The 16229-nt window shown below is 67.5% G+C and carries 17 protein-coding genes; 11 read left to right on the forward strand and 6 right to left on the reverse strand.

The features are described 5' to 3' along the window. Window positions 1-127: 127 nt before the first annotated feature. Window positions 128-2314, reverse strand: coding sequence for a P-loop NTPase fold protein (locus ACFWN2_RS38080; protein ID WP_382435420.1), 2187 nt, complete (start codon window positions 2312-2314; stop codon window positions 128-130). 99 nt (window positions 2315-2413) lie between these two features. Between ACFWN2_RS38080 and ACFWN2_RS38085 the strand changes: the two genes are divergently transcribed. The 5 genes from ACFWN2_RS38085 (at window position 2414) to ACFWN2_RS38105 (ending at window position 6912) form a co-directional block, all read left to right on the forward strand. After that, window positions 2414-4045: a circularly permuted type 2 ATP-grasp protein gene (locus ACFWN2_RS38085; protein WP_382435421.1), complete on the forward strand. Its 1632-nt coding sequence runs from the start codon at window positions 2414-2416 to the stop codon at window positions 4043-4045. Between the two features lie 13 nt (window positions 4046-4058). Further along, window positions 4059-5006: an alpha-E domain-containing protein gene (locus ACFWN2_RS38090; protein ID WP_382435422.1), complete on the forward strand. Its 948-nt coding sequence runs from the start codon at window positions 4059-4061 to the stop codon at window positions 5004-5006. Window positions 5007-5008: 2 nt separating this feature from the next. Next, complete coding sequence (locus ACFWN2_RS38095; protein WP_382435423.1) at window positions 5009-5851, forward strand: transglutaminase domain-containing protein; 843 nt, start codon at window positions 5009-5011, stop codon at window positions 5849-5851. 64 nt (window positions 5852-5915) lie between these two features. Next, window positions 5916-6761: a helix-turn-helix domain-containing protein gene (locus tag ACFWN2_RS38100; protein ID WP_382435424.1), complete on the forward strand. Its 846-nt coding sequence runs from the start codon at window positions 5916-5918 to the stop codon at window positions 6759-6761. After that, window positions 6736-6912 (forward strand): DUF397 domain-containing protein, encoded by a 177-nt coding sequence (locus ACFWN2_RS38105; RefSeq protein WP_382435425.1) that lies wholly within the window; start codon window positions 6736-6738, stop codon window positions 6910-6912. Before ACFWN2_RS38100 ends, ACFWN2_RS38105 begins: the two co-directional genes overlap by 26 nt. On the opposite strand, the gene ACFWN2_RS38110 is transcribed toward ACFWN2_RS38105, so the two are convergent. Beyond that, entirely contained in the window at window positions 6897-7319 is a 423-nt protein-coding gene (locus ACFWN2_RS38110; RefSeq protein ID WP_382435552.1) for a type II toxin-antitoxin system PemK/MazF family toxin, read from the reverse strand. The genes ACFWN2_RS38105 and ACFWN2_RS38110 overlap by 16 nt on opposite strands. A gap of 89 nt (window positions 7320-7408) precedes the next feature. Between ACFWN2_RS38110 and lepA the strand changes: the two genes are divergently transcribed. The 3 genes from lepA (at window position 7409) to ACFWN2_RS38125 (ending at window position 11626) form a co-directional block, all read left to right on the forward strand. Continuing rightward, window positions 7409-9244, forward strand: a complete 1836-nt coding sequence (gene lepA / locus ACFWN2_RS38115) for a translation elongation factor 4 (RefSeq protein WP_382435426.1) — start codon at window positions 7409-7411, stop codon at window positions 9242-9244. A gap of 59 nt (window positions 9245-9303) precedes the next feature. Then, complete coding sequence (locus tag ACFWN2_RS38120) at window positions 9304-9840, forward strand: EF-hand domain-containing protein (RefSeq protein ID WP_382435427.1); 537 nt, start codon at window positions 9304-9306, stop codon at window positions 9838-9840. Between the two features lie 100 nt (window positions 9841-9940). Beyond that, window positions 9941-11626 (forward strand): hypothetical protein, encoded by a 1686-nt coding sequence (locus ACFWN2_RS38125; protein WP_382435428.1) that lies wholly within the window; start codon window positions 9941-9943, stop codon window positions 11624-11626. 9 nt (window positions 11627-11635) lie between these two features. On the opposite strand, the gene ACFWN2_RS38130 is transcribed toward ACFWN2_RS38125, so the two are convergent. Then, window positions 11636-12013, reverse strand: a complete 378-nt coding sequence (locus ACFWN2_RS38130; RefSeq protein WP_382435429.1) for a PPOX class F420-dependent oxidoreductase — start codon at window positions 12011-12013, stop codon at window positions 11636-11638. Further along, a complete protein-coding gene (locus tag ACFWN2_RS38135) occupies window positions 12010-12600 on the reverse strand; it encodes a dihydrofolate reductase family protein (RefSeq protein ID WP_382435430.1) in 591 nt (196 codons plus the stop codon). The genes ACFWN2_RS38130 and ACFWN2_RS38135 overlap by 4 nt, the downstream gene beginning before the upstream one ends. 90 nt (window positions 12601-12690) lie before the next feature. On the opposite strand from ACFWN2_RS38135, the gene ACFWN2_RS38140 reads away from it, so the two are divergent. Together ACFWN2_RS38140 and ACFWN2_RS38145 are read left to right on the forward strand one after the other, a co-directional pair. Next, a complete protein-coding gene (locus ACFWN2_RS38140) occupies window positions 12691-13152 on the forward strand; it encodes a winged helix-turn-helix transcriptional regulator (RefSeq protein WP_382435431.1) in 462 nt (153 codons plus the stop codon). 38 nt (window positions 13153-13190) lie between these two features. Then, the gene (locus tag ACFWN2_RS38145) at window positions 13191-13802 is read left to right on the forward strand and encodes a class I SAM-dependent methyltransferase (RefSeq protein ID WP_382435432.1); all 612 of its coding nucleotides are present in this window, start codon (window positions 13191-13193) and stop codon (window positions 13800-13802) included. Window positions 13803-13855: 53 nt separating this feature from the next. Here ACFWN2_RS38145 and ACFWN2_RS38150 read toward each other — a convergent pair whose 3' ends face one another. Beyond that, the gene (locus ACFWN2_RS38150; RefSeq protein WP_382435433.1) at window positions 13856-14083 is read right to left on the reverse strand and encodes a hypothetical protein; all 228 of its coding nucleotides are present in this window, start codon (window positions 14081-14083) and stop codon (window positions 13856-13858) included. Window positions 14084-14157: 74 nt separating this feature from the next. Then, window positions 14158-14589, reverse strand: a complete 432-nt coding sequence (locus ACFWN2_RS38155) for a phosphohydrolase (RefSeq protein WP_382435434.1) — start codon at window positions 14587-14589, stop codon at window positions 14158-14160. Between the two features lie 99 nt (window positions 14590-14688). On the opposite strand from ACFWN2_RS38155, the gene ACFWN2_RS38160 reads away from it, so the two are divergent. Next, window positions 14689-16155, forward strand: a complete 1467-nt coding sequence (locus ACFWN2_RS38160; RefSeq protein WP_382435435.1) for a chitinase — start codon at window positions 14689-14691, stop codon at window positions 16153-16155. Window positions 16156-16229 lie beyond the last annotated feature (74 nt).

Here is a 16229-nt window from a genome sequence, read left to right on the forward strand (position 1 = left end):
TAGTTAAGCCCTTCTGCGCCGATGGTACTGCACTGGTTACGGTGTGGGAGAGTAGGTCGCCGCCGAACTTAATTTGCCCTGCGGGTCGAGCGCCATTTGAGCGCTCCCCGCAGGGCTTTTTTCGTGCCTAGAACAACCTGTTCGCCAGCACCGCTACCGCTTGCGCATCGCAGTCGCGCAGCAGTTCACGCAGGCTCGCCGCGGGTCGGCTGTCCGAATAGGTGAACCCGAGCCGCGCGATCGTCGCGCCCCACTGGAAGTCGTCGTCCACGGCGTCCGCCAGGTCCTGCCAGCCACCTCGCGTCCGGTGCAGATAGGCCGGCCAGCGCGTGGCGATCTCGGCGACGGCGACGAGGTGGCCGGCTTCTTCCACATCCACTGTGCCGTGCATGCGCAGGTAGAACTGCCACACGTTCAGCAGCCGCTTCTCCTCGCGCACCGACTGCTCGGGCTGGGCCCGGAGGCGGCGTCGCAGGTGTTCGCGCACCTCCGGGTGTCGCTCGATCGCGATGACGGCCTTGTCCAACTTGCCCAGGGTGGCTATCTCGGCCATGGAGAACAAGGGCGGTGCGTCGATGTCCTCAGGTAGGGCGGTTTCCTCCTCCTGAGGTACCGGCCCGAGCTGGGACAGCAGCACCTGGTCGACGCTGTCCGCCGTCGTGCGCGGCAGCCGCACCGGCAGCTGGACGAGCTTGCGCAGGAACGTCCACCCAGGACTCGGATCGTCCGGATGCGTCACGATCCTCGCGTCGGCGAGCTCCTTGTAGGCGTTGTCGACGTGCGCGGCCACGACCGTCGTGTCGAGACCCAGCACGAACTTCGTGGCGGGGAAGTCGTCCGACAGGAACACGTTGATCGCCTCGAACACCTGAGCCGTGGTGCGGGGCGTGCAGCGGTCCAGGTCGTCGATCAACAGGACCAGCTCGTGCTGGGCGGCCGCGACGTCCTTCACCAACGCCTCCACGTCGTGCTGCACGAGGTAGAGGTAGCCGGCGCGGGCGTTGTAGTAAGGGTCACGGATCAACGGATCCGTTGTGGCACCGGCGAACGCGTTGCTGACGACCGGCCCGGCGAACAGCTCGCCTGGCAGGAACGCCGACGCCCTGGCGAACAGGTACCTCAACGCCGTGTGCAGCACTCCGGCGGACGCCAGACCGGCGGTCACCCACCACGCCCAGCCGAACTTCAGGTTGGTCAGGGCGTTCAGCACCGACAGCCCGAACCCCAGTGCGGCCAGCGACAGGAAGGGCGAGAGCGTGCGCCGCCTCAGCTGGCGCTGGAGGTGCCGGCGGTCGACGCGCGAGGCGTTGCGGGTGAACCAGTACCGCTCGCGGGAGTTTTGGTGCGGCATGATCACCGACTCGGCCGCCTCCGTCACCGCCCTCGCGAGGCCGGCCCAGACCTGCTCGCTCGACTGGTGCCGCCACGGGTTGAACGACACGACCACGGGCCTCGTCCACGAGAGGTTCGGAGGCTTCGGCTTCGAGCGCGCACGCGGATGCCACAGCAGGCGGTCCGCGCCGAACACGGTGAGCCTCCACCCTCTCCGCACCTTGAGAGGAGGCGGGGTCAGCCTGATCCTGACGAGTTCCAGCAGCGTGCTCTTGCCCGAACCCCACGCGCCTTCGACCGTGATCACGGTAGGTCCGTCCGAGTCTCTCGGCTGGAGCATGGCGGAGAGCGCGTTCACCAGCGTGCCGCGGTCGAGCAGGTCCTGCTGCGCCACGCGGTCGCTGAACCCGTGGGTCGACACCAGCCCGGTCAGCGGCGTCCACGGCAGCCGCGGGTTCCACACGCGCAGCTTCCCGGTGCGGCCACCCGACGCGATGCGGGGCCGCCCGTCCCGGCCGGTGAAGACGAGGAGGACAGAGACCCTGCACGGCTGGCTCTGACTGACCAGCTCACCGGTGCGCGGGCTCCACAACCGGATCGACCCGCCCTCGCTTCCCGACAGCAGCAGCGGGGAACCCGAGGCGGGGAACCAGTCCAGCGCGGCGACAGCGGTGCCGTGCCCGGTCAGCCGACGAACCTCGCCGGAACTCCAGAACAGGACGATGTCGTTGCCCGCCGCCTCGATCGAGACGTCCGAGGCGGCGAGAGCACGCCGCGGGCCGCGGGGTGTGCTTCCGAGGACTTCAGGGGTGAGTGCCCCGCGATCGCCGGTGTCCAGGTCGACCACCGCCGCGGGGCCCCTCTCGAAGTGGACAGTGATCTCGCGGATCGCCGGATCGAAGTCCATCGAGAAGCCGGTGATCGGTCGTTCGAACTCGATCGTGCGTTCGAGTTCCATCCGCTGCGGCTCGGCTGAGGTCACGCCTGCAAGGTCTACCAAAGGCCGGGTTTCGTTTCCGGGAAGTTTCTTGTCCGGTCGGACTAGTGCTAAATCGGCGCAGGTGGGGTGAAGATGTGGACCATGGACCACCGAGCCCGCACCTCAGGACTGCGCCGCAGCCGCACAGTCACCGCGCCGAGGCTCGGTGAGCTGTTCAACGGCTATCTGGATCCCGCACGGCCTCATGCCGGCGCCTACGACGAGATGTTCTCCACGGACAACGGGGTGCGGTCCGCGTACCGCGCGCTGTACGAGTCGGTGGCTCCGTCGCAGGTCAACGACCTGAACGCGCGCAGTGAGGCGTTGGGGCGGGCCTTTGTCGACCAAGGGATCACGTTCTCGCTGAGCGGGCAGGAGCGGCCTTTTCCGCTTGATCTGATCCCTCGGATCATCACCGCGAGCGAGTGGTCGAAGCTCGAAAAAGGCATCGTTCAGCGCGTACGGGCGTTGGAGATGTTCCTCGCGGACATCTACGGCGACGCGCAGATCGTTCGGGATGGAGTGTTGCCGCGGCGTCTCATTACGTCGTGCGAGCACTTCCACCGTGAGGCGAGCGGGATCATTCCTCCCAACGGGGTGCGCATCCACGTGTCGGGTGTGGACCTGGTGCGGGACGAGCAGGGCACGTTCCGGGTTCTTGAGGACAACCTGCGGTGCCCGTCGGGTGTCTCGTACGTCATGGAGAACCGGCGGACGATGGCGCGCGTGTTCCCCGATCTGTTCGCACGGCATCGCGTGCGCGCGGTGGGTGACTACGCGGTGCATCTGCTCAGGGCTTTGAGGAACGCTGCTGCGCCCAACGCGGCCGATCCGAACGTTGTCGTGCTGACGCCTGGGCTGGCGAACTCCGCCTACTTCGAGCACTCGCTGTTGGCGCGGCAGATGGGTGTGGAGTTGGTCGAGGGCCGGGACCTGTTCTGCCGCGACAACTTCGTGTACCTGAGGACCACCGAGGGTGAGCGGCAGGTCGACGTCATCTACCGGCGCATCGACGACGACTTCCTCGATCCGGTGCACTTCCGGCCCGACTCGGTGCTGGGCATCGCCGGGCTGGTGAACGCGGCGCGGGCCGGCAACGTCGTGGTGGCCAACGCTGTCGGCAACGGGGTGGCGGACGACAAGCTCGTCTACACGTACCTGCCGGAGATCGTGCAGTACTACCTCGGCGAGAAGCCGTTGCTGCCCAACGTGGACACGTTCCGGTGCTGGCTGCAGGACGAGCGGGCGCACGTGCTCGACCGGCTCGACGAGCTCGTGGTGAAGCCCGTCGAGGGGTCCGGTGGGTACGGGATCGTGTTCGGGCCGGACGCGACCGCGAAGCAGCTGAACTCGTTGCGCAAACGCATCAGGAGCAATCCGCGCGGGTGGATCGCGCAGCCCGTCGTGCAGTTGAGCACGGTGCCCACGAAGGTCGGCGACAGGCTGGTGCCGCGGCACGTGGACCTGCGGCCGTTCGCGGTCAACGACGGCAACTTCATCTTCGTGCTGCCGGGCGGGCTGACGCGCGTCGCGTTGCCGGAGGGCAGTCTCGTCGTCAACTCCTCGCAGGGCGGCGGGTCCAAGGACACGTGGGTGCTGGCGGCGAAGTCGTCCACGCAGGAACGGGAACTGGCCGAGCCAGGGCTCGCCGGACCGTCCGAGATGGAGGCCGCGGCCGCCGAGCAGGGGCCCGAGCTGACCAGTTCCCAGCAACAGCAACAACAGCAGCAGTAAGGAGGCGCGCGAAATGCTGGCACGCAACGCGGAGTCGCTGTACTGGATCGGCCGATACGTCGAACGGGCCGACGACACCTCGCGCATCCTGGACGTCTCGGTCCACCAGTTGCTGGAGGACGCGACCGTCGACCCGGACGCCGCGTCACGGCGGTTGCTCACGGTCCTGGGGATCACACCGCCGGACGGGGCCGACCAGTTCGACGTGTGGTCGCTGACGGAACTGGTGGCGTACAACCAGGACAACCCCGCCTCCATCGTCGCGTCGGTCAACAGCGCGCGCGAGAACACGCGTGGTGCTCGTGAGGTCGTGTCGACCGAGATGTGGGAGTGCCTCAACGCGATGTGGAACGCCGTCGCCGAACGGCAGACCTACGCGCGTGCGATGGGGCCTCACGCGTTCTTCAGCTTCGTGGAGGAACGGGCGGCGATGTTCGCCGGCCTGGCGGACTCCACGATGTCGCGGGACGACGGGTGGCGCTACCTCGTGCTGGGACGGTCGGTCGAGCGCGTCGACATGATCGTGCGGCTGTTGCTCGCCCACGTCGGGGACAAGGCGTCGTCTCCCGGTTGGGTCACGGTTCTCCGTTCGGCCGGTGCACACGACACGTACCTGAGGACGTACCGCGGTGCGTTGGACGCGTCGAGGGTGGTGCAGTTCCTGTTGTTGGACAGGCTCTTCCCGCGGTCGGTGTTCCACGCGCTGAGGCAAGCCGAGTCGTGCTTGGAGCAGTTGGAGAACCAACCGTCCGTGCGCGTCGGTGCGCGCGCGGAGGCGTTGCGGTTGCTCGGCCAGGCACGCAGTGAACTGGAGTTCCTGCGGCCTCACGACCTGTTGCCCGACCTGCCGAAACGCCTTGCCGCACTGCAGAAGACCGTGCGTGACGTCGGTGAAGCCGTGTCGCTGCAGTACTTCCACACGGCGCCGTGGGTCGCCTGGACGAACACCGAGGTGGGCTGACCATGAGCTGGCGAGTGCGTGTCGTGCACACGACGGGTTATCGGTACGAGGCACCGGTGGTGCAGTCGTACAACGAGGCACGGCTGACACCGCGTGGTGACCGCAAACAGAACGTGGTCGTCTCACGCGTCGAGACCACCCCTGCGACCCGTGCGTACCGGTACACGGACTACTGGGGCACGGAGGTCACGTCGTTCGACCTCCACGCGCCGCACAAGGAACTGCAGGTCGTCGCGTCGTCGGTGGTGGAGACGAGCGCGGAGATCGAGCCGGTGACCACGGGCACGTGGGCCGACCTCAAAGAAGAGAACATCATCGACCGCTACACGGAGTTCCTCGAACCCACGCGCTACACGCCGCGCCACCGCGAGCTGATGGCGAAGGCGCGCGAGCTCAAGAAGGGCAACACGCCGTCCGAGGCCGTGCTGGCCGCCTCGCAGTGGGTGTGGGAGCAGCTGATCTACCAGCCGGGCTCGACCGGCGTGCACAGCTCGGCCGTGGACGCGTGGCACGAACGCAAGGGCGTCTGCCAGGATTTCGCGCACCTGACGCTGGTGTTGTTGCGCGGCATGGGAATCCCGTCGCGGTACGTCTCCGGCTACCTCCACACCAAGAAGGAGGGCGCGCTGCGCGAGACCGTGCGCGGCGAGTCGCACGCGTGGATCGAGGCGTGGACCGGCGGGTGGTGGGGGTACGACCCCACGAACGCGATCCCGGTCGGGCCCCGGCACATCTGGGTGGCGCTCGGACGGGATTATGCGGACGTGGCGCCGTTGAAGGGGATTTATTCGGGTGGGGCGGCGGAGGCGCTTGAGGTCACCGTGGACATCACACGGCTTGCGTAGGTGCCATTGTTTTCACCCGAATGAGGCCCTTCTTTGGAGCGGCTTCAATCCCTAGCTTCGGCTTATGAGCGTCATCACATCCACTGCGTACAGCCGGGACCTAGGGGACGAACTGCGTCGGCTGCGGGAGTCCTGCACCGACCTGGGTGGCCGGGCGATGGCCGTCCGGCTGGGCTGGGACCCGAGCAAGATGTCCAACATCGAGCGCGGGAAGGCACGGGCGAGCGAGATCGACCTCGTCCAGTTCCTGACCGCGTGCGGGAAGGACGCCGACTTCTTCGAAGAGTTCCGCCTCCGCTACAAGAACGCGTTCGACGAGTACATCGTGCAGGTGTCGGGGAACCTGCGGACGGTTGCCTTCGCCGAGGCCACGGCCGAGAAGCTCACGAGTTTCGCGGCACGATCCCTGCCGGGGTTGGTGCAGACGGAGGACTACGCCGACGCGTTCTACCGGCTGGGCGGGTTCGTTGCGGAGGAGCGGATTCCCAAGGCTGTGCAGATCCGCATGGACCGCCAGGCGATCCTGCGGCGGCACGACGGGCCGGACTGCCTGTTCTACATCCACGAGCTGGCGCTGAGGCAGCAGGTCGGCGACGAGCGGATCATGGAGGACCAGTACGCACGCCTGCTGTTCGAGGGGCACCGCATCCGGATCGTTCCGGCGCACATCGTGATTCCGTCGTCTGGATGCGTGCTGTGGGAGTACGAGAAGTCCTTGCCGGTCGCGTTCGGTGAGACGGACCTCGCGAAGGTGTTCGTGCAGGATCCGGCGGCCATCGCGAGGACCCGGCTCCTCTTCGAGCACCTGGATGCGGTCGCGCTGGATGCGGGACAATCGCGGAGCAAGCTGGCGGAGTACGTCAGCCCACCGCGAGAGGACTTCCATGGCCGAGGACCGCGTCTGGCGTAAGAGCAGCTACAGCGACGCAACAGAAGAAGGCGAGTGCGTTGAGGTGGCGTTCAGCCGCGACGTGCGGGTTCGTGACTCGAAGAACGCCGACGCGGGCACGCTGAGGTTCAGCGCACCCGCGTGGCGTGCGTTCGTTCAGCGCCAGCCGTGACGTTCGCGTAGGGCGTCGACGACCTCACCGAAGGCTGCGGGGGCCAGCACGGCGCCCTCGCGGCGGATGTCGTCGTCCGAGTCGAGGGCGAAGACGCGGTCGAGGCGCAGGTACGAGGGCCTGCCCTCGCGGTCCCAGGCGCCCGCGCCCAGTTCCAGGTAGTCGTCGCGGGGCTCCTTCGAGGAGAGCATCAGCGCGACCAGGTCGCCGTTGGCGTGGCCCACGACCAGCAGCGGGCGGTCCTTGCCGCGGGAGTCGTCCTCCTCGAACGGCACCCATGCCCAGACGACCTCGCCGGGGTCGGCGTCGCCGTCCATCGTGGGCGAGTAGTCCAGCTTCGCGGCCTTGGCCGCGTCGAAAATCTCACGCACCGCGCCCTTGGCCGGGCGGGGGTCCTCACCGTTCATCTGCACGGACGCACCCTAGTGGTGCAGAGCACGCCGGCCACTATGGGACCATAAGGGGACACCCGTCCGATTTCCTGTTGAGGACTGCCTTGACCACGTTCGCCGACACGACCTTCACGCCGCCGGAGCTCATCCGGAACTTCTGCATCATCGCGCACATCGACCACGGCAAGTCCACGCTGGCCGACCGCATGCTGCAGCTCACCGGCGTGGTCGACGCGCGGGCGATGCGTGCTCAGTACCTCGACCGGATGGACATCGAGCGCGAGCGCGGTATCACCATCAAGGCGCAGAACGTGCGCCTGCCGTGGCAGCTCGAAGGGCAGGACCACGTCCTGCACATGATCGACACGCCTGGCCACGTCGACTTCACCTACGAGGTGTCCCGCGCGCTGGAGGCCTGTGAGGGCGCCGTGCTGCTGGTGGACGCCGCGCAGGGCATCGAGGCGCAGACGCTCGCGAACCTGTACCTGGCGATGGAGAACGACCTCACCATCATCCCGGTGCTGAACAAGATCGACCTGCCCGCCGCGGACCCTGACAAGTACTCGAAGGAGATCGCGCACATCGTCGGCTGCGAGCCGGAGGAGGTGCTGCGGGTCTCTGCGAAGACGGGTCTCGGTGTCGAGGCGCTGCTCGACGAGGTCGTGCGGAAGGTTCCGCCGCCCGTCGGTGCGGCCGACGCCCCGGCCCGCGCGATGATCTTCGACTCGGTCTACGACACCTACCGCGGCGTCGTCACGTACATCCGCGTGGTGGACGGCAAGATCACGCCGCGCGAGCGCATCAAGATGATGTCGACCGGCGCGACGCACGAGATCCTCGAAGTCGGCATCGTCTCGCCGGAGCCGAAGCCGTCGCAGGGCCTCGGTGTCGGCGAGGTGGGTTACCTGATCACCGGCGTGAAGGACGTGCGCCAGTCCAAGGTCGGCGACACGGTCACGTCGGAGCGCAAGGGCGCCACGGAGCCGCTGGCCGGCTACCGCGAGCCGCGTCCGATGGTCTACTCGGGCCTGTACCCGGTCGACGGCTCGGACTACCCGGAGCTGCGCGAGGCGCTCGACAAGCTGCAGCTCAACGACGCCGCGCTGACGTACGAGCCGGAGACGTCGGCGGCGCTGGGCTTCGGGTTCCGCTGCGGCTTCCTCGGCCTGCTGCACCTGGAGATCACGCGCGACCGCCTGGAGCGCGAGTACGGCCTCGACCTCATCTCGACGGCCCCGAACGTCGTGTACCGCGTCGTGATGGAGGACGGCACCGAGCACGTCGTGACGAACCCGTCCGACTGGCCGGAGGGCAAGCGCGCCGAGGTCTACGAGCCCGTCACCAAGTGCACGATCATCGCGCCGTCGGACTACATCGGCGCGATCATGGAGCTCTGCCAGGGCAAGCGCGGCCAGCTCGGCGGCATGGACTACCTGTCCGAGGACCGCGTCGAGCTGCGTTACACGATGCCGCTCGGTGAGATCATCTTCGACTTCTTCGACTCGCTGAAGTCGCGCACCCGCGGTTACGCGTCGCTGGACTACGAAGAGTCCGGCGAGCAGGACGCGGAGCTCGTCAAGGTCGACATCCTGCTGCAGGGTGAGACGGTCGACGCGTTCAGCGCGATCGTGCACAAGGACTACGCCTACGCGTACGGCACGCGCATGGCGACCCGTCTGCGTGAGCTCATCCCCAGGCAGCAGTTCGAGGTGCCGATCCAGGCCGCGATCGGTGCCCGCGTGATCGCCCGCGAGACGATCCGCGCCATCCGCAAGGACGTGCTGGCCAAGTGCTACGGCGGTGACATCACCCGCAAGCGCAAGCTGCTCGAGAAGCAGAAGGAAGGCAAGAAGCGCATGAAGATGGTCGGCAGGGTCGAGGTGCCGCAGGAGGCCTTCGTCGCCGCGCTGTCCACCGATGAGCCGAAGGGCAAGAAGTAGGTTTTTCAGCTGTTCGAGCGACTGTTGGCGTCCCTGGCCGTTGCCTAACGTCGATGGCCATGACCTCAGTTGTGAGCCATGAGAACGACGTGCGCCGCTTCCAGAAGTGGGACGCCAACAGTGACGGCATGATCGACCGCAGCGACTACGAGGCCGAGGCTCGGCGGATCGTCGCGGCGTTCGGCGAGAGCCTGAACAGCGGGCGTGGTCGCGCGGTCATGGAGGCGTTGATCGAGCTCCACCGGCGTCAGGCCGAGGCCGCCGGCGTCGGGCCCAGCGGCGCGATGAACCAGCAGCAGTACCTGGCGGCGAACAAGGACCTGATGTTCGGCCGCGGTGACGAAGGGTTCGACTCGTTGCTGCGGCCCGCCATCGCCGCGATCGCCGACCTGTGCGACACCGACCGCGACGGGTTGGTGAGCAGGGTGGAGCTGCGGCGGTGGCTCGGGTCGGCAGTCGGGTTGAGCGACGCCGACTCCGACGCGGCGTTCGACCGGATCGACCTCGACGGTGATGGTTCGTTGACGGTGGACGAGCTCGTGATCGCCGTGCGCGAGTTCCACTACGGGCGGCTGGACATCCCGCTGCTCGGCTGAGCCACCCGTGTCCTCCCGGTAGTTCCGTGCCGAACGTTTCGATAACACGTGATGCGTTGCGGAGCGTGAACTCGATTACCCACTCGCAGAGTTGTTGCGGGTGAGAGTCGAGGTGGAGATCGTGGCGATCGTCTATCGGGGGATGTGGAGCGACGCCGACGAGGGCGTGTCCGACCGCCTGACCAGTGCGCTGGCGGAATGGGTGGACTTCAAGACCAGGGGCGAGCTGGGGCTCGCCGCCGCAGACAGCGCGGACGGTGCGTTCCGCGTCAGGGTGGAGAACGGGGAGGACGCGGACGGGCCTGTCGTCTCGGCCTTCCGGTTCTCGCTCGTGGAGACCTACGACGACGGCACCAGGTGGACGACGACGGTCCGTCACTGGTCCGGTCCCGCTCTCGCCGAGGAGCTGGGCGGGCCCGGTGACTGGATCTGGGTCGACGTCGACGCGGTTGCCCACGACTCGCTCGACCACGTGACGGTCGCCGCGCCCAGGTTCGTGCGGACGTTGCTGTCCGGGAGCAGGACCGCGCGGCGCCGTTGTGTGCCCCTGTCCGGCGCGCCGATCACCTACCGGGGCGAGTCCGGTGCGGAGGAACTGGCCGAGATCGTCACGGCTCTGGACAGGGACCTACCGGTGGTGGTCTTCGCTCCGCTGCCCGCGGACTTCGAACTGCAGTGGGCACCTCCCGCCTTCTCGGTCGCGGACGCTTACGCGAAGTCGGTGGAGCGGGCGGTCTCGATCAACGCCGGCCTGGCGCAGGTCTGCCTTCTCGACGACGTCTCGGCGGTCGCGTTCAAGGAGATCCTCGGCGAGGACTACGTCGTCCGGGACGGTGCGTTCCGCGTCTACCAACCCGGTGCGGACCCCGCGCTGGGTGACAGCTGGAAGCACCGGTACACGGTGGCGGCGCGGTATCTGCGCTATCAGAGCGCGGGTGCGCAGATCAGTCGTGCGATCGCGTTGCGCGCGGGTACGCGGCGACCTGCCGGCACCTACGAGCACGCCGCCGCTCTCCTGGAGGCGGCCAGGTCGGGAGGGTCGGCCGAGGATCGGGAGATGCTCGGCCTGGCCATCGCCGAGAGCGAGAACCTGGCCTTCCGGCTGGCCGACCTCGACCAGCTGTACCGCGACGCGATCGAGGAGCAGCAGACGCTGGAGGAGGAGAACAACCGGCTGCGCCGGGAGTTGGGCGTCGCCTGGAAGCGGATGGCGTTGATGAACAACGGCGCCTCCGCGGACGAACTGGAAATCGGGGACCTGGATTCCGACGACCACTCCGATCTCGCCGACTCACCGAGCACCGCGGCCTGGCTGGCACGGGACCTGCTCGCGGACCACCTGAGCTTTCCGGAAGCCGCCTGCGTTGATCTCAAGGATCTCGACAACGCCGTGAACGCGCGCGCCTGGGGACAGACGTCGTGGCGAGCGTTCCGAGCCCTGCACGCCTACGGTGAGGCGCTGAGCGGGCCTGAGGATCCGGGGTCGTTCTGGACGTGGTGCGAGAAGTCGGGACATCCGCACGCGTGGACGGCGACGTCGAAGAAGCTCTCGATGGCGGAGAGCGAGACGTTGTTGAGGAACAAGAAGTTCGTCGCCAAGCGGATCTTCCCCGTGGACGTCGAGCACGATCCGTCCGGCAAGGTGTTCATGCAGGCGCACATCAAGGTGGCGCAGGGCGGCGGGCAGCTCTCGCCACGCATCTACTTCGTGTCGTCACGGGAGCGCGGCAAGGTCCACATCGGTTACTTCGGACCTCACAAGCACGTGCCCAACAGCCACGCCTAGACCTGGGGGCTACATCCCGACCTGCTGCTTCAGCGGCTCGATCAACGCGACGACGCGTTCCTGGTCGCGTTCGTAGGGCACGCCGATGTACTTCTGGGCGATCGAGTCGATGATCTCCCACGCCGCGTCGCCGTCGAGCCACTCGACGACGCGGCCGCGCAGGACCACCGGGTGGAACGGGTTGTCCGGCGGCGTCAGGGAGATCGCCACCCGCGGGTCGCGGCGCAGGTTGCGGGCCTTCTGCGACGCCGGGCCGGTGAGGATCGCGATGTGGTCGCCGTGCGTGCCGATCCACAGCGGCACCGAGTGCGGTGCGCCGTCGGGCAGAACCGTTGCCAGGTGGGCGATCGGGGTGCCGTCGAGCACCTCGCGCAGTTCGGGGTTCATCGCCGCACCTCGTAACGGAGGTGGGTCACGCCGGGGGCCGGGACGGCCTCGACCAGGTCGAGGCGTACGTGGTCCGGCAGCTCCTGGAAGAACGGGCGGCCGGCGCCGAGCAGCACGGGCACCTGGTGCAGCACGATCTCGTCGACGAGCCCGGCCTGGAGTGCCGAGGCCAGGACGCCTCCGCCCATGAGGCCGACGTCGCGGCCGTCGGCCAGTTCTCGGGCCGCGGTGATGGCGGACTCGATCGACGTGGCCGGGGTCTGGTTCTCGGTGAGCGTCGGGATCTGCGTGTGGCTCAGGACCACGGCTCGTGCGTTCGGGACCGGGCTGCCGCCGCCGAACCGTTCGGAGTCCTCGTAGGTCTTGCGGCCGGCGACGATCGCGCCCACCCGTGCCGCGAGGGAGTCGAAGAGGGGTGCGCTGGCCTCGCTCAGCTTGAAGCCGTCGAACACCGTGCTGGGGACGGTGCCGTTGAAGTACCAGTCGAACAGCACGCCGCCATCGCCGAGGCCGTGACCTGGGCGGGAGTCGCGTCCCGTGATGTAGCCGTCGACCGACACCGCGTGGGCGCTGATCACCTTGCTCATCGCTCGTCCTCTCTGAGTTCCTTTAGGAGACGCTGTGACCGTAGCAGGTGTTAGTTCCTTTAGGGAACCCCGAGTTGGTAGAGTCGGGTCATGCAGCGGACCAGCTTCAGCGGGATGGCGTGTTCGATCGCGCGCACGCTCGACGTCGTCGGAGAGCCCTGGACGCCGCTGATCCTGCGGGACGTGTGGGTCGGGATGAACCGGTTCGAGCAGCTCCAGGCCGACCTCGGGATCTCGCGCAAGGTGTTGACCGAACGGCTCAACCACCTGGTGGAGCAAGGAGTTCTGGAACGCCGGCCGTACGACCAGAGGCCGCGCTACGAGTACGTGCTGACGGTCAGGGGTGTCGAGCTGATCGACCTGCTGATGGTCATGAAGGGGTGGGGCGACCGGTGGCTCGCGGGGGAGGCGGGGCCGCCCGTGCTCTACCGGCACCACGCGTGCGGGGAGATCTCGGACGTCGAACTGCGGTGCGACCACTGCGGTGAGCCGATGCGGGCGGGGGACGTCGATCTGCTGCCCGGACCTGGCGTTGCTGGAACGGCAACGTAGTTTGCCGATCCGGCACGAGCGGGCGCATCGTGAGAACCATGACGACAGCGCAGGAGTTCTGGGAGACCTTCTACTCGGAGCGGGACCAGGTCTGGTCCGGCAACCCGAACCCGTTGCTGGTGCGCGAGGTCGAGCGGCTCACGCCCGGCAGCGCGCTCGACATCGGGTGCGCGGAGGGTGGCGACGCCGTGTGGCTCGCCAAGCGGGGCTGGCGGGTGCTGGGCGTGGACGTGTCGCAGGTCGCGCTGGACCGCGCGCTCAAGCACGCGTACGACGCCGGCGTCGAGATCTCGGTGGAGCGGCACGATCTCAAGGTCACGTTCCCCGACGGCCTGTACGACCTGGTGAGCGCCCAGTTCCTGCACTCGCCGGTCGAGGAGGACGGGGAGCGCAACAGCATCCTGAAGAAGGCCTCGCAGGCCGTCGCGCCGGGTGGACACCTCGTCGTCGGCGGGCACGCCGGGGCGCCGTCGTGGTCTGAGCACCAGGACTACTACTTCCCGACGACCAAGGACGTGCTCGACCACCTGCAGCTCAAGGACAACTGGATCGTCATCACCGACGAGGTGGTGGAGCGGCCGCTCATGGGACCCGAGGGGCAGCAGGAGATGCGCAAGGACAACGTCCTGACGCTCAAGAGGTTGTTCTAGAAACGCGAAGGCCACCCTCGGCGGCGTTGCCGGGGTGGCCTTGGTGATGTTCGTCAGGCGGTCCGCAGGAGGCGGTCCATGGCCTGGCGGTTGATGATCGAACGGAGCTCGCCGGTCTCCTCCGCGGTGTGGCGCGAGAGGATGGCGTCCAGTTCCAGTCGGTCGCTCTCCGTGGTGTAGCTGGCCAACTGCCGTTCCAGGCTCTGACGCTTCACACGAGCCGCGCGGCGCGTGGCCAGGCTCGAACGCAGGGACTTCACGGACAGGTCGTGGCGGGTCATCGTGTCCTTCCAATCTTGGTTACGTTTCGATAATACACCCTGTTCAAGCGACCTGTACCGATGAAGAAGGCGAGCTACCTCACGTAGGAGGCGAGCAACCCGAGCGCGCGGGCGTACTTGGCCTGCAAACGCTCGCGCGTGGCGTCGTCCAACTGGGCCATGCGGGCGGGCGAGGTGTTGTCGCCGATGTCCGCGTGCTTCACGGAGAGTGCCAACGGGTTCGCCGCCACGCGCCGCAGGTAGTCCTCCTGCGGTTCGTCAGGGAGGTGTGACAGCGCCACCACCGCCTCGACGACGACGGCGGGGCAGCCGCGCGCCAGCAGGTCCGAAGCCGTCACCGGGGTGTCCTCGATGACGTCGTGCAGCACGGCGGCCATCTTCTCGTGCTCTCCGGTCACGGATCCCATGACCCGCAACGGGTGTCCGATGTACGGCCGGCCCGACTTGTCGACCTGCCCTTCGTGCGCGGAAGTGGCGATCGCGATGGCGTCTTCGAGGGTGAACACGGGCATCAAGCTAAACCAGGGCTTGACCAACCGCAGTGGTCTAGTCCATTTTTAGTCCACTCACAACATGGTCGCCGCATGAGTGTGTGGAGGTGGACCATGTCCAAAACCAGACGGGCAGCGATAGCGCTGCTGTCCGCGCTGTTCGCCTGCGCCGGTCTGGTGTTGGTGATCAACGGCAGTGCCGCCGCCGCGAACCTCGCCGCCAACAGCGGCTTCGAGGCCGGCAACCTCAGCGGCTGGACCTGCACCGAGGGCACGAGCGTCACCAACAGCACCAAGCGCACCGGCACGTACGCGTTGCAGGGCGCCCCCGTCGGCCAGAGCAACGCGCGGTGCCAGCAAACCGTTTCGGTGCAACCGAACACGGCCTACAAGCTGTCCGCGTGGGTGCAGGGCAGCTACGTCTACCTCGGCGTCACCGGTGGCGTGGAGAAGAACACCTGGACGCCCGGTACGAGCGGCTTCAGCCAGCTCAGCCTCGACTTCAACTCCGGCGGCGCCAGCAGCGTCACGATCTACCTGCACGGCTGGTACGGCCAGCCCGCCTACTACGCCGACGACGTGAACCTCGACGGTCCCGGCACGCCGCCGACGACCACGAGCACCACGACGTCGACCACCACCACTACGACCACGACTACCACCACAACGACCGGCAACCCGCCGAACACCGGTCTGCCCAAGCACGTCCTGACGGGCTACTGGCAGAACTTCTACAACGGTGCGCGCGCTCTGAAGCTCGCCGACGTCCCCACCACCTACGACATCATCGCGGTGTCGTTCGCCGACGCCACGGCGGTGCAGGGCCAGGTCGCGTTCAACCTCGACCCCGGCCTGAGCAGCCAGCTCGGCGGCTACACCGACGCGCAGTTCCGCGCGGACATCAGGACCGTGCAGATCCGCGGCCAGAAGGTGATCATCTCCGTCGGCGGTGAGAAGGGCACGATCAGCGTCGGCAACGGCACCGCGGCCACGAACTTCTCCAACAGCGTCAAGAGCCTGATCTCGTCGTACGGCTTCGACGGCGTCGACATCGACCTGGAGAACGGCGTCAACGCCCAGTACATGGGCCAGGCGCTGCGCGACATCCACGCCGGTGGCGGCAAGGTCATCACGATGGCGCCGCAGACGATCGACATGCAGAACGTCAACGCCGAGTACTTCAAGCTGGCGCTGGCCACCAAGGACATCCTGACGATCGTCAACATGCAGTACTACAACTCCGGCACGATGCTCGGCTGCGACCAGCAGGTCTACGGCCAGGGCACGGTCAACTTCCTGACCGCGCTCGCGTGCATCCAGTTGCAGTCCGGCCTGCGCGCCGACCAGGTGGGCCTCGGCCTGCCCGCGTCGCCGTCCGGTGCCGGTGGCGGTTACCAGTCGCCGTCCAACGTCAACAACGCGCTCAGCTGCCTCGCCCGCGGCACCAACTGCGGGACGTTCAAGCCGAGCACGACCTGGCCGTCCATCCGCGGCGCCATGACGTGGTCGATCAACTGGGACGCCTCGAACAACTGGCAGTTCGCGAACACAGTCGCCCCTCATCTGGACTCCCTGCCCTAGATGATGGAACGGCCGGCGCCACGTCCACAGTGGACGTGGCGCCGTCGCGGTTCTTGAGTCGGCAAACACACAGG

Origin of the sequence: Lentzea sp. NPDC058436 (genome assembly GCF_042721515.1) — a bacterium.
In the GTDB taxonomy this organism is placed as follows: Bacteria; Actinomycetota; Actinomycetes; order Mycobacteriales; family Pseudonocardiaceae; genus Lentzea.